Origin of the sequence: Planococcus soli, assembly GCF_016881065.1 — a bacterium.
GTDB classification, from domain to species: Bacteria; Bacillota; Bacilli; order Bacillales_A; family Planococcaceae; genus Planococcus; species Planococcus soli.
In genome coordinates this window covers 1-12,806 of record NZ_WXYN01000049.1, presented here as the reverse complement: position 1 = coordinate 12,806, position 12,806 = coordinate 1, and the positions used below count along the sequence as shown (strand labels likewise).

12 protein-coding genes and 1 other annotated feature are annotated in these 12,806 nt (G+C 44.3%); all 12 genes read right to left on the bottom strand.

Translation table 11 applies throughout. The features are described 5' to 3' along the window. Position 1 precedes the first annotated feature (1 nt). Positions 2 to 1,405 carry a cysteine--tRNA ligase gene (cysS, locus tag GJB59_RS14235; protein WP_142830485.1) on the bottom strand — a complete coding sequence of 468 codons (1,404 nt, stop codon included), beginning with the start codon at positions 1,403 to 1,405 and terminating at the stop codon, positions 2 to 4. Beyond that, positions 1,402 to 2,064: a serine O-acetyltransferase EpsC gene (gene epsC, locus GJB59_RS14230; protein WP_142830483.1), complete on the bottom strand. Its 663-nt coding sequence runs from the start codon at positions 2,062 to 2,064 to the stop codon at positions 1,402 to 1,404. Before epsC ends, cysS begins: the two co-directional genes overlap by 4 nt. Before the next feature lie 52 nt (positions 2,065 to 2,116). Beyond that, positions 2,117 to 2,337 (bottom strand) — a binding site (T-box leader). A gap of 43 nt (positions 2,338 to 2,380) precedes the next feature. Beyond that, positions 2,381 to 3,844, bottom strand: a complete 1,464-nt coding sequence (gene gltX / locus GJB59_RS14225) for a glutamate--tRNA ligase (RefSeq protein ID WP_142830481.1) — start codon at positions 3,842 to 3,844, stop codon at positions 2,381 to 2,383. 42 nt (positions 3,845 to 3,886) lie between these two features. Further along, positions 3,887 to 4,387, bottom strand: coding sequence for a 2-C-methyl-D-erythritol 2,4-cyclodiphosphate synthase (gene ispF, locus GJB59_RS14220; RefSeq protein WP_142830479.1), 501 nt, complete (start codon positions 4,385 to 4,387; stop codon positions 3,887 to 3,889). Next, on the bottom strand, positions 4,384 to 5,079 hold the full coding sequence (ispD, locus tag GJB59_RS14215; protein ID WP_142830477.1) for a 2-C-methyl-D-erythritol 4-phosphate cytidylyltransferase: 696 nt from the start codon (positions 5,077 to 5,079) through the stop codon (positions 4,384 to 4,386). Before ispD ends, ispF begins: the two co-directional genes overlap by 4 nt. 16 nt (positions 5,080 to 5,095) lie before the next feature. After that, entirely contained in the window at positions 5,096 to 6,190 is a 1,095-nt protein-coding gene (locus GJB59_RS14210) for a PIN/TRAM domain-containing protein (RefSeq protein ID WP_142830475.1), read from the bottom strand. Positions 6,191 to 6,283: 93 nt separating this feature from the next. Beyond that, positions 6,284 to 7,660, bottom strand: coding sequence for a DNA repair protein RadA (radA, locus tag GJB59_RS14205; protein ID WP_142830473.1), 1,377 nt, complete (start codon positions 7,658 to 7,660; stop codon positions 6,284 to 6,286). A gap of 60 nt (positions 7,661 to 7,720) precedes the next feature. Continuing rightward, the gene (locus GJB59_RS14200; RefSeq protein WP_142830471.1) at positions 7,721 to 10,183 is read right to left on the bottom strand and encodes an ATP-dependent Clp protease ATP-binding subunit; all 2,463 of its coding nucleotides are present in this window, start codon (positions 10,181 to 10,183) and stop codon (positions 7,721 to 7,723) included. Beyond that, positions 10,180 to 11,271, bottom strand: a complete 1,092-nt coding sequence (gene mcsB / locus GJB59_RS14195) for a protein-arginine kinase McsB (RefSeq protein WP_142830469.1) — start codon at positions 11,269 to 11,271, stop codon at positions 10,180 to 10,182. Before mcsB ends, GJB59_RS14200 begins: the two co-directional genes overlap by 4 nt. Further along, positions 11,261 to 11,794: a UvrB/UvrC motif-containing protein gene (locus GJB59_RS14190; RefSeq protein WP_142830467.1), complete on the bottom strand. Its 534-nt coding sequence runs from the start codon at positions 11,792 to 11,794 to the stop codon at positions 11,261 to 11,263. The genes mcsB and GJB59_RS14190 overlap by 11 nt, the downstream gene beginning before the upstream one ends. A gap of 12 nt (positions 11,795 to 11,806) precedes the next feature. Next, positions 11,807 to 12,277 (bottom strand): CtsR family transcriptional regulator, encoded by a 471-nt coding sequence (locus GJB59_RS14185; RefSeq protein WP_142830465.1) that lies wholly within the window; start codon positions 12,275 to 12,277, stop codon positions 11,807 to 11,809. A gap of 156 nt (positions 12,278 to 12,433) precedes the next feature. Next, on the bottom strand, positions 12,434 to 12,679 hold the full coding sequence (locus tag GJB59_RS14180; protein ID WP_142830463.1) for a hypothetical protein: 246 nt from the start codon (positions 12,677 to 12,679) through the stop codon (positions 12,434 to 12,436). Between the last annotated feature and the right edge of the window lie 127 nt (positions 12,680 to 12,806).

The window sequence follows — 12,806 nt, the reverse complement described above, 5'->3', positions numbered from 1 at the left end:
CTTATTGCCCCCGCTTCCAGCGTGTGCCTTGCGCCGTATCTTCCAAAATGATCTTTTTCTCTTTGAATAAATCACGGATTTCATCAGCACGTGCAAAATCGCGGTTTTTGCGCGCTTCAATCCGCTCTGCCATCAAAGCCTCAACTTCTTCATCCAATAGCTCTTCCTGCTGGCTGAATGGCACACCTAAAACACCAGCCAATTCATCGAATACCGCAATAAAAGTTTCCAACACCGTTGTCGCAGTTTGTTTTTCCAATAAATACGTATTCGACAGACGCGACAAGTCAAAAAGACTGGAAATCGCATTTGCTGTATTAAAGTCATCATCCATTGTCTCGATAAACGCTGTTTTAATGGCTTCGATTTTATGGATCCAAATATCAGTATGATCGCCAAGGTCCGCTGAAGTGCCCAAACGATGCTTCAAGTTGCCATAAGCGGTACGCAGCCGCTCCAGTCCCGCAACGGCATCTTCCACCAGTTGCTGAGAATAGTTGATTGGATGGCGATAATGGACCGACAGCATAAAGAAGCGCAGCACTTGAGGATCCATTTCTTTCAAGATGTCGTTTACCAACACAAAATTATTCAGTGACTTCGACATTTTTTCATTATCAATATTAATATACCCATTATGCATCCAATAACGCGCAAAAGGTTTGCCGGTAAATGCTTCAGATTGAGCAATTTCGTTTTCATGATGCGGGAAAGTCAAATCCTGCCCGCCTGCATGGATATCAATGGTATCGCCTAAATGCTCGCGAGCCATGACTGAGCACTCAATATGCCAGCCCGGACGCCCTTTGCCCCATGGGCTATCCCATGAAATTTCTTTTGGCTTAGCTGTTTTCCACAGCACGAAATCCAGCTCATCTTCTTTTTTATCGCCGGTTTCAATGCGCGCCCCAACTTTCAGTTCGTCAACCGACTGATGAGACAGTTTGCCGTAGCCTTCGAATTTACGGGTCCGATAATAGACATCCCCCTGCGACTCATAAGCGTAGCCTTTTTCAATCAGCGCTTCGATAAACTCGATGATTTGCACCATATGATCGGTTACGCGCGGATGGACATCCGCTTCTGCACAACCAAGCGCTTTCGTATCTTCAAAATAAGCAGCAATAAACCGCTTCGCAATTTCCGGAACTTCCTGGCCGAGTTCATTGGCGGCTTTGATCAATTTATCGTCAACATCCGTAAAGTTTGAGACATATTTCACATCATATCCCCGGTATTCCAAGTGGCGGCGCACCGTATCATAGACGATGACAGGGCGCGCATTGCCGATGTGGATGTAATTGTAAACAGTCGGTCCGCAGACATACATTTTTACTTTTCCTTCTTCTAAAGGAATAAATTCTTCTTTTTGCCGTGATAAAGTATTAAAAATTTGAATGCTCATAAACGTTGTCCTTCTTCCTGTCTGACTTTTTTTAGCTCGTCAATTTCATATTGCAGTCTGGCAATCTTCATTTCCATACTTTCACATTTATCCATGACGGGATCCGGCATATTTTGATGGTTCAAATCACGCTTCACTTTAACGCCGTTTTGAATCACCACTTTACCCGGAATTCCGACTACCGTTGAATTCATCGGTACGTTCTTCAAGACAACCGACCCCGCTCCAACTTTGGAGTTGGCACCGATGACAATCGACCCCAACACTTTGGCGCCAGTCGCGACCAGGACATTATCTTCCAATGTCGGATGGCGCTTCCCGCGTTCTTTTCCGGTACCGCCCAACGTGACCCCTTGGTACAACGTAACGTTGTCGCCAATCTCACACGTCTCTCCGATAACTACACCCATTCCATGGTCAATAAAGAAACGACGGCCAATGACGGCGCCTGGATGAATTTCGATTCCGGTGAAAAAACGGCTGATCTGTGAAATAACCCGGGCAATGAAAAATAACTTATTCTTAAAGAAGAAATGTGCCAGACGGTGTGCCCATATGGCATGCAGACCGGAATAGGTCAAGATTACTTCCATGTAACTGCGCGCTGCCGGATCTTGTTCGAAAATGACATCAACGTCATCTTTTAATAACTTAAACATGTCTCTCGCTCCCTTTCTGCTCCAAAATAAAAAGCGCCCCTGTCATATAAATGACAGAGACGCATAGTTGCGCGGTTCCACTCTGATTAAAAGGACAATTATGCATCCTTTTCTCTCGAAGGCCCGTAACGCAGGCAAGACGTCTGGTCTACTTGATTCGACTCAGCACTCGGAGAGGCATTTCGATGCAGCAGCGGCCCAGATCCCTTTCAGCCGGTGGGGACCTTCTCTAAAGAGCGTGCTGCATGTACTTCTTCCCGTCAACGCTTTTATTAATGGTAAATTCATTTTACACCGTTAGCGCAGGAAGTCAATGTTACGCACTCGCGTATTGGGAAACGCGGGCAATGGCTTTGTCTTTTCCTAATAGAGAAATAGAATCCGGCAATTCAGGTCCGTGCATTTGTCCGGTGATGACCACGCGGATTGGCATGAACAGGTTTTTGCCTTTATGGCCTGTTGATTTCTGGACTGCTTTGATTGCCGCTTTGATTTCAGCCGGCTCGAAGTTTTCCAAAGAAGCCAATTGCTCTTTGAATGCCGTCATCACTTCAGGAACTTGCTCAGCAGCCAAGATTTCTTTCTCAGCTTCGCCATAAGTTAATTCCTCAGTGAAAAACTGCTCGGAAAGTTCGGTGATTTCTGCACCGTAGCTCATTTGATCGTGATACAACGCAACCAGCTTGTTGGCCCATTCCGCTTGCTCTGGCGTCATTTCTTCCGGCAATCTGCCTGCTTTTTGCAAATGCGGCAGAGACAGCTTCACTACTTCTTCAAGCGGCAATTGCTTAATGTATTGGTTGTTCATCCACATCAATTTTTGCTTATCGAACATCGATGGCGATTTAGATAAGCGCTCCACATCAAAAATACGGATCAACTCTTCTTTCGAGAAGATTTCTTCTTCGCCTTCTGGAGACCAGCCAAGAAGCGCAAAGAAATTAAACAAGGCTTCCGGAATATAGCCTAAATCCTTGTACTGGGAAATAAACTGCAGAATCGACTCATCACGCTTCGATAATTTCTTGCGGTCTTCATTGATGATTAAGGTCATGTGGCCGTAGCCTGGATAATCCCAACCAAATGCGTCGTAAATCATCATTTGTCTTGGTGTGTTTGACAAATGCTCTTCCCCGCGGAACACGTGTGAAATTTTCATCAAATGATCGTCGATGACAACAGCAAAATTATACGTCGGGATGCCAGTCGTCTTGACCATCACCCAATCGCCAATATCTTTTGACTCGAATGAAATCGGACCGCGGACCAAATCGTTGAATTCATACTTAACGCCGGCAGGAACCTTAGCACGAATAGTGAATGATTTGCCTGCTGCTTCTTTTTCAGCGACTTCCTCAGCCGTCAAATTGCGGCAAGTTCCGTTATACTGGGGAGCTGCGATACCGGATGCTTTTTGGGCATCGCGTTCTGCTTCCAGCTCTTCAGCTGTACAGAAACATTTATAGGCCAATCCTTTTTCAAGCATTTTTTCTGAATGCTCTTTATACGTATCCAAACGCTCCATTTGGCGGTATGGACCGTAATCTCCGCCAATATCAATAGACTCGTCGTGCTCGATGCCCAACCACTTTAAATTATCCAGCTGGGACATGATCCCTGTTTCAATATTGCGGGCTGTGTCTGTATCTTCGATGCGAACGATAAATTTCCCGTTATTGTGGCGCGCATATAAATAGTTAAATAGGGCTGTACGTGCGCCGCCGATATGCAAATGGCCTGTCGGACTTGGCGCATAACGTACGCGTACTTCTTGTGTCATTTGATTTCCTCCTAAATTTTCGTATATCCTTCTGTTATTCTATCACTCAGGGACATCGAGCGAAACCGGGCGCTTGTTCAATAAGATCACCGCTAATGCAGCGATTCCTTCTTCGCGTCCAGTAAATCCAAGGTGCTCGGAAGTGGTCGCTTTGACATTGACCTGTGAAATATCCGCTTCCAGTAAGCCCGCAATCGACTCCCTCATCTGTTCAATGTATGGTGCCAATTTCGGCTTTTGAGCAATCACTGTGCAATCAACATTGCCTAGTTCGTAGCCTTGTTCTTTAACATATTTCCAAATATGAGTCAGTAACTTTCGGGAATCGGCGTCCTTAAATTCAGGATCTGTATCTGGAAAATGTTTGCCGATATCGCCTCCGCCAATTGCACCAAGTGCTGCGTCCGTAATGGTATGGAGCAGTACATCTGCGTCAGAATGGCCAAGAAGTCCTCTATCATGCTCTATTTCGATACCGCCTAATATAAATGGCCGTCCTTCTGCCAACTGGTGTACGTCATACCCTTGTCCGATTCGAATCATTTCTGTTCCTCCTGTAATCGACTCTCCAGAATAGCTCTCCCATAGATCAAGTCATCCGGTGTCGTCATTTTAATATTTTCATACGTGCTCTCAACAATAGCCACCGGGTAATTCAAGCGCTCCACGAGCATCGCCTCGTCTGTCCCCATAAACCCGTCATTATGGGCTGCTTGCGCGGCTTTCAAAATCAAAGAATAACGAAAAGCCTGCGGCGTCTGGATCATCCACAATTGATTGCGGTCCACCGTTTCTGAAATGACGCCATTTTCCGCTTTTTTGATGGTGTCTTTGACCGGTACACCGGCAATCGCCGCTCCTGATGCCTGCGCGGTTTCCACCAATCGTTCAATAACTTCCTTGTCAATAAAAGGCCGAGCTGCGTCGTGAACCAAAACAACGCCACAAGGTGGAATCGCTTCAAGACAGGCTCTGACACTATCCTGTCTTTCGGTCCCCCCTGCAGCGTATCCTTGTACTTTTGTAATGTTGTGGCGCGATACATATCCTTCAATCAGTTCCCGCTCCTGCTCTTTTACCGCCAGCCAGATTGCATCGCAATTTGGATCCCGTTGAAAAACTTCTAGGGTATAAAGGAAGATTGGTTTGCCGGAAAGCTCGAGCAATAATTTATTTTTATCTGCTTTCATTCGTTTCCCGCTGCCAGCAGCAGGCAAGACGACTGTATAGTTCATTGGATAACATCCTTTATCAATTTGTTGCCGTTTGTTTTCCTTCGCGCGGCTTCGCAAAAATCATCCGCCCTGCAGAAGTCTGCAAAACACTGGTGACTGTGACATTGATCGCCTGGCCGATGTACCCTTTGCCATCTTCAATAACAATCATCGTTCCATCATCCAAATAAGCCACACCTTGATTTTGCTCTTTGCCGTCTTTGATGACCACTACATGCATATCTTCTCCTGGAATGACGACAGGTTTTACAGCATTTGCCAAGTCATTGATATTCAGTACAGGAACATTATGAAGTTCACACACTTTATTAAGATTAAAATCATTGGTTACGACTTGGCCGCCCATTTTTTTCGCAGCGCGCATCAATTTCAAATCGACTTCGCTGACTTCATCAAAATTTTCCTCTGTGATCATAATAGCATCCACACGCTCACTTTGAAGCCGTTTCAAAATATCCAAGCCCCGCCTGCCGCGTGTCCGTTTCAAGGTGTCAGAAGAGTCGGCAATATGCTGCAGCTCAGACAAGACAAATTGCGGCACTACAAAAGTGCCTTCCATGAACCCCGTTGCTGAGATGTCGGCAATCCGCCCATCAATGATGACACTTGTATCAAGCAATTTATAAGACGCCTTTTCAATCGGCTCTTCCGGTTCCAGCTTTTTCACTGCTGTAAATTTGGCTGGTGTTAACATGGCTACCATTTCTTCACGCTTTTGGAATCCGACCTGGAACCCTAAGTATCCAAGCACCACGGACAGCACTAACGGTGCCACTGTCGCCACCAATGGAATATCCACAGTACTTAACGCAAAGCCGATCAGGAACGCCACCACAAGGCCAATAATCATGCCCACCGTTCCAAACAGAAGATCCGGCGTTGGGGCGTGAAGCAGCTTCTCCTCCATCCACTTCATGAAATTGATGAGCGAATCTACAAATAATAAAGATAACAGGAAAAAGACAAGAGCACCAACAATTGCAGCTACGTAAGGGTTACTAATCCATGGATTGTCGAGAAGAGGAATAAGTTCAAATGCAGATGGTAATAATAAAATTCCGACGGTCGCACCAATAAGCAAAAACATAATTTGTATAATAGGTCTTAACACACGCTCCACCTCCTTTTTATAATTATACACATTTTAAATCTGAAACGCTCCAATGACCCTTATTTAGAAATAAAAGGAGGCATAATTGCCTCCTTACTGTGGAAAAATCTCTTTTAATGCATCGTTAACACTTTCTACACCAACCACACGAATCCCTTCAGGATAATCCCAACCGCCTAAATTTGACGCTGGAATAATTGCCCGCTTGAACCCGAGCTTAGCCGCTTCTTGAACGCGCTGTTCAATCCGTGACACGCGCCTTATTTCACCAGTCAAGCCAACTTCTCCGATAATACAATCATAGACATTGGGCGCCTTATCCCGGAAACTCGAGACTATGCTTGCAAGCACTGCCAAATCGATGGCCGGCTCGTCAAGCTTAACCCCACCTGCAACTTTAATATAGGTGTCCTGGGTCTGCATTAACATGCCCGCCCGTTTTTCGAGCACCGCCATCAACAATGACACTCGGTTAACATCGATGCCTGTAGCCATGCGTTTAGGATAGTTAAAACTCGACGGCGTCACCAAGGCCTGGATTTCAACCAGAATTGGCCGCGTTCCTTCCATTGAAGCTACTACTGTCGATCCTGCTGCACCGCTTGACCGTTCCTGAAGGAATAATTCGGACGGATTCAACACTTCTTTCAATCCGCTTTGAAGCATTTCAAAAATTGCTATCTCATTGGTTGAGCCGAAACGGTTTTTGACACTGCGCAAAATCCGGTATGTGTGATGGCGCTCACCTTCAAAATACAGCACCGTATCCACCATATGCTCTAAAATCCTCGGCCCTGCAATCTGTCCTTCTTTTGTTACATGCCCGACAAGGAAGATGGCAATGTTCTTTGTTTTTGCAATCCGCATTAATTCAGCGGTGCTTTCTCGTACCTGAGTCACACTGCCGGGTGCAGAAGTTACTTCAGGATGATGAACTGTCTGAATCGAATCGATAATGACAAAATCAGGAGCCACTTCTTCAATCGTATGATGAATCAACTCAAGATTTGTTTCTGCATAGATGAACAGCTCTGAAGAGGAAGCATCCAGACGTTCTGCCCGCAATTTTGTTTGGCGAATAGATTCTTCACCAGAAATATACAATACCCGATTCCCACTATTTGCAAGCATAGCGGAAACTTGTAAAAGCAAAGTCGATTTCCCGATACCCGGATCGCCGCCAATCAGTACCAGTGACCCCGGCACGATGCCGCCTCCAAGCACACGGTTTAATTCACTTAGTTCCGTTTCCACTCGAGGCTCGTCCTGTGTTTCGATTGCATTGATTGGCGTCGCTTTTTGAGGAACCGATGCACTGTGCTGAAAAGCACCGCGCGTCCCTTTTGGAGCCGCCACTTCTACTTCTTCAGTCATCGTATTCCATGCTGCACAGCCTGGACATTTCCCCATCCATCTGACTGATTCATAACCACACGACTGACAAATGAATTTCGTTTTTTTCTTAGCCATGTGTACCTCCTAAATAGAAAAAACGCTCGCCGGAGATGGCCTCCGGCGAGCGGAATATTCTTATTGTTTTTCCACTACTACTTCTTTCGCTTCTGCTGTTTCTTTTGTCCGAACGATAAATTCATCGTCCTCCACATCAAAGATAATGCGTTGGCCGGATAAAGCCGTACCTTTTAACAGCTCTTCTGACAACCTGTCTTCTACGTGCTTTTGGAGTGAACGACGAAGTGGACGCGCCCCATACTCTGGGTCATATCCTTCTTTAGCCACTTTTTCAAGTGCTGCTTCAGTCAACTCCAAATCGATATCCTGCTCTTTCAAGCGATCAACCAACTGTTTCGTCATCAAGTTGACAATCTCTCTCAAGTTCTCTTTTTCAAGAGAATGGAAAACGATCATATCATCCACACGGTTCAAGAACTCTGGACGGAATGCTTTTTTCAACTCAGCAAGCATTTTGCCTTTCATGTCTTTGTAGTCCGTTTTTGCATCATCTAAATTGAAACCGACATATTTATTGTATTTCAGTTCTTCCGCACCAACGTTTGAAGTCATGATGATTACTGTGTTGCGGAAATCGACTCTGCGGCCTTTTGAATCTGTTAAGCGGCCATCTTCAAGTACTTGCAATAGAATATTGAATACATCCGGGTGAGCCTTTTCAATTTCATCAAGCAGAACTACCGAATAAGGCTTTCTGCGAACTTTCTCTGTTAACTGCCCGCCTTCTTCATAGCCAACATAACCTGGGGGCGAACCGACCAAACGTGAAGTCGAGTGTCTTTCCATGTATTCGGACATATCGATGCGAATCATCGCATCCTCATCACCGAACATGGATTCAGCAAGCGCACGCGCCAACTCTGTTTTACCAACGCCGGTAGGACCAAGGAAAATAAACGATCCGATTGGACGTTTTGGATCTTTCAATCCGGCACGCGCACGGCGAATAGCTTTTGAAATGGAAGTGACGGCTTCATTCTGACCGATAACACGGTTATGAAGGATCGATTCCAAGTTCAATAATTTATCAGATTCCGTTTGTGCCAGTTTTGAAACCGGAATGCCGGTCCACATGGATACAACTTTCGCAATATCTTCCACTGTTACTTCAGACTCTTCTTTGCCTTGCTTTTCTTTCCATTCTTTTTTCGTTTTATCTAATTGGTTTTGGAGCTTTTGTTCCGCATCACGAAGCGAAGCCGCTTTTTCAAATTCTTGGCTTTGCACCGCTTCATTTTTCTCAGAACGTGCAGCTTCCAAACGAGCTTCCAATTCCTTCAGATCCGGTGGAGTCGTGTAAGAGCGAAGTCTTACTTTAGAGCCAGCTTCATCAATCAAGTCAATCGCTTTATCCGGCAAGAAGCGGTCCGAAATGTAGCGGTCTGACATTTTAGCAGCTGCTTCAATTGCTTCATCGGTAATTTTCACACGGTGATGCGCTTCATAGCGGTCACGCAAACCACGAATGATTTGAATCGATTCGTCTACTGAAGGCTCATCTACTTGAATCGGTTGGAAACGGCGTTCAAGCGCTGCATCTTTTTCAATGTATTTGCGGTACTCATCCAACGTCGTCGCACCGATACACTGAAGTTCACCGCGTGACAATGAAGGTTTTAGAATGTTAGAAGCATCGATTGCCCCTTCAGCTCCACCTGCACCAATTAACGTATGAAGTTCATCGATAAAGAGGATGACATTGCCCGCCTGGCGAATTTCATCCATCACTTTTTTCAAGCGATCTTCGAATTCACCGCGATATTTTGTTCCTGCAACCACTGTACCCATATCCAGAACCATGACGCGCTTATCACGAAGGGTTTCGGGAATTTCATTGTTGACGATTTGTTGAGCCAAACCTTCAGCAATCGCTGTTTTACCGACACCTGGTTCACCGATCAATACCGGATTATTTTTCGTTCTGCGGCTTAATACTTCAATCACACGCGTGATTTCATCACTACGGCCGATAACAGGATCCAGTCCGCCTTCACGGGCTACTTGCGTCAAATCACGGGCCAAACCATCTAAGGTTGGTGTGTTTGCCGAAGCATTCGGGCTTGTGCCAGTAGATGCCTGCTCATTGTTGCCCAGGAGCTGCAATACTTGCTGACGCGCCTTATTCAAGCTGACACCTGCATTACCTAGCACACGCGCTGCAACGCCTTCACCTTCGCGGATCAGCGCCAATAGCAAATGCTCTGTACCAATATAGGAATGGCCCAATTTGCGGGACTCATCTACTGACAATTCAATAACTTTTTTCGCTCTCGGCGTATAGTGGACAATCGGACCAACATCTTTTTCTCCGACACCAACAAGTTCTTTGACGCCTTCTTCGATCAATTGTGTATTCACTTCAATCGCTTCCAGAGCTTTAGCAGCAATACCGCCGCCTTCGCGAATTAAACCTAGAAGAATATGCTCTGTACCGATTGATTCATGTTTCATGCGAATGGCCTCTTCTTGAGCTAACTGAAGAACTTTTTGTGCGCGTTGTGTAAATCGATTAAACATCATGCAAGATCCTCTCCTTCACTATTTATACCTTCTTTATTCAATCGCTCCCGGAACAACTTAGCCCGAGCAAAATCACGTTCTTTCGGCTGCAGCGGCTTGTCTGCATATTGCTGCAGAAATGCCGGCTGCATGAAAATCATCAGTTCATTCAAAATCGACATGTCCACATCTTGAATCATCTTTAAATCAATACCCAAACGAACATCTGACAAACAAGTAGCAGCTTCTTCAGTCGTCAGCAGTCTCGAATGGGTAAGAATTCCAAGTGACCGATACACGCGATCTTCCAAAATCAGCGGCGAATTTAGAACAATTGCTTCTCGGGCCCTGCGTTCCTGCTGAATAATCTGTTCCGTCATATTCTCTAAGTCCTGAAGAATTTCGTATTCGGACTTGCCAAGCGTCAATTGATTCGATATTTGGTAGACATTTCCCAAAGCTTCGCTGCCTTCGCCATAAATGCCGCGAACCACCATACCGAGTCTTGAGATTGCAGGAATGATCCTCTGAATTTGATGTGACATAGTCAAAGCCGGCAAATGAAGCATGACTGATGCTCTCATGCCTGTACCCACATTGGTGGGACAACTGGTTAAGTAGCCATATTTTTCATGAAATGCATACGACAAATTCTTTTCTAAAAGGGAATCTAACTCATTGGCTATCTTATAGGCGTTTTGAAGATGAAATCCTGATTGCAGACTTTGAATCCGCAAATGGTCCTCTTCATTTACCATAATACTCAGCTCTTCGTTCTCAGACAATAAAACAGAACTGGAATGCTGGCTATTTGCAAGATAAGGACTTATCAAATGCTTTTCCACCAATACTTCTTTTTGCAGCTGAGCAAGTTCTTCAATACTGATATGACTAAAAGTATAGTCTAACTCACTGCCCTTATCTAATAATACAGAAGAGATTTCCTTATCTACTTTAAGTGCCTCATCTTCCGTAAAAGAATATGGAAACTTGAAATCAGTTAAATTTCTCGCTAATCGAATTCTTGTACTCATTGCAATATCTACATTTTCACCATCATTGGCCATCCAGCTGCTTGCTCGAGGTTGGAGAAACCGTTCAACTGCCATTTGGAGCACCTCCCTCAAGCTTTGAACTTAACACTCTCACTTCATCTCTTAGTCTGGCAGCTTCTTCAAAATGTTCCCCTTGAATTGATGCCTGCATCTGCTTCCGAAGTTCTTCAATCTCCTTTTTTATCTTGAGCGTTGTGCCATAAGAAGCTGGAATCTTGCCAGTGTGTTCTGTATTCCCATTATGGAACCGTTTAAATATTTCATTGAGTTGAGGCGCAAATTCATCGTAACAAGAGGCACACCCGAATTTACCCAACTGCAAAAACTTATGGAAAGTAAAACCACAGGAAGGACAAGTAGCCGCTTCCTTTTTGACCGGGTTAATAGATGCCTGCGAAGTAGGAAACCAATTTGATAATAACTGATGAATAGCTAATGGATCCTGCTCAAAAGCAATATTAATGCTATGGTTTTCAGCAGCACAGATATGGCATAAGTGAAGCTCAGTTATCTGTCCTTGTTGCTGTTGTTTAACTATTACTGATGCAGAACGTTCTCCGCATTGATCGCAAATCATCCCTTCACCCCTCTATGTGTTCGATTGATATTTTATTGTGAAGAGCATGGCAATGAGAATACGCGCCCGGACTTCATCACGCATTGGAAGAGGTAAAAGCAGCGTTGAGCGATCTACAGCACTGAGAATCAGTTTTGCTTCCCGTTTAGAAATAATCTCTTCATCCAGTAGCCTGAAAATAATATCCTCAGCCATTACTTGCGTAGCACCATGCTCCAAACGTTGGATAACTTCGGCTATAACATCGGACTTTTGATGAAGCCGGATTCTCCTAATGCGAATATACCCACCGCCGCCGCGTTTGCTTTCTACAGAATACCCACGGTCAACAGTGAAGCGCGTGTTAATGACATAGTTTATTTGTGATGGCACACATTGAAATTTTTCAGCCACTTCGCTTCGCTTAATTTCAATATGATCTCTCTCGCTTAATTCGATAACCTGCTTCAAATAACCTTCTATTACATCCGAAATATTCCGCATCGTTTTCACCTCTTCGATACATAATATGCAAAAATTGACTTTGACTATATTTGACTTAATTATACACCAAGTTTTTTATAGATATCAAATAGTATGTATCGAAAAATTTCTTCAATAAAAAAGCCTTAAAGCTACTTTTGCTTAAAGACTTCTTTCTTACTCCTGATCTAGTATTCTTTTTACAAAATCTTTAGCATGGCTTGATACTGACTGAGTTTTTTCTTCTGCATATTTCGTTTTCCACTTTATTCCTTCTTGCCAGATTTCGACTGCGTCTCCTACAGAGACATTATAAGTAAAATCAGCTAAAGGAAATGTATACTGCTCTCCACTTTCTTCTGTAGCCTTTAATAATACTGTTCTTTTATCAATAGCCTCTACTTTATATATACCTGGTTTCATAGAACTCACCTCACTCTTGGTTTTCCCATTCTATAACATCTTCAATCCTAATTTTTCTTTCTTTATGAATTTTGCTTTTGTCTTTTCATTTTTTCATACAAAAAAGCCGTTACCGGAATCGGTAACG

Bases quoted from the DNA above. Each gene is read 5' to 3' on its own strand.
- radA (WP_142830473.1), bottom strand. From the start codon at position 7,660: ATGGCTAAGAAAAAAACGAAATTCATTTGTCAGTCGTGTGGTTATGAA.
- GJB59_RS14200 (WP_142830471.1), bottom strand. From the start codon at position 10,183: ATGATGTTTAATCGATTTACACAACGCGCACAAAAAGTTCTTCAGTTA.
- ispF (WP_142830479.1), bottom strand. From the start codon at position 4,387: ATGATTCGAATCGGACAAGGGTATGACGTACACCAGTTGGCAGAAGGA.
- GJB59_RS14190 (WP_142830467.1), bottom strand. From the start codon at position 11,794: ATGATTTGCGATCAATGCGGAGAACGTTCTGCATCAGTAATAGTTAAA.
- GJB59_RS14185 (WP_142830465.1), bottom strand. From the start codon at position 12,277: ATGCGGAATATTTCGGATGTAATAGAAGGTTATTTGAAGCAGGTTATC.
- mcsB (WP_142830469.1), bottom strand. From the start codon at position 11,271: ATGGCAGTTGAACGGTTTCTCCAACCTCGAGCAAGCAGCTGGATGGCC.
- cysS (WP_142830485.1), bottom strand. From the start codon at position 1,405: ATGAGCATTCAAATTTTTAATACTTTATCACGGCAAAAAGAAGAATTT.
- GJB59_RS14180 (WP_142830463.1), bottom strand. From the start codon at position 12,679: ATGAAACCAGGTATATATAAAGTAGAGGCTATTGATAAAAGAACAGTA.
- ispD (WP_142830477.1), bottom strand. From the start codon at position 5,079: ATGAACTATACAGTCGTCTTGCCTGCTGCTGGCAGCGGGAAACGAATG.
- gltX (WP_142830481.1), bottom strand. From the start codon at position 3,844: ATGACACAAGAAGTACGCGTACGTTATGCGCCAAGTCCGACAGGCCAT.
- epsC (WP_142830483.1), bottom strand. From the start codon at position 2,064: ATGTTTAAGTTATTAAAAGATGACGTTGATGTCATTTTCGAACAAGAT.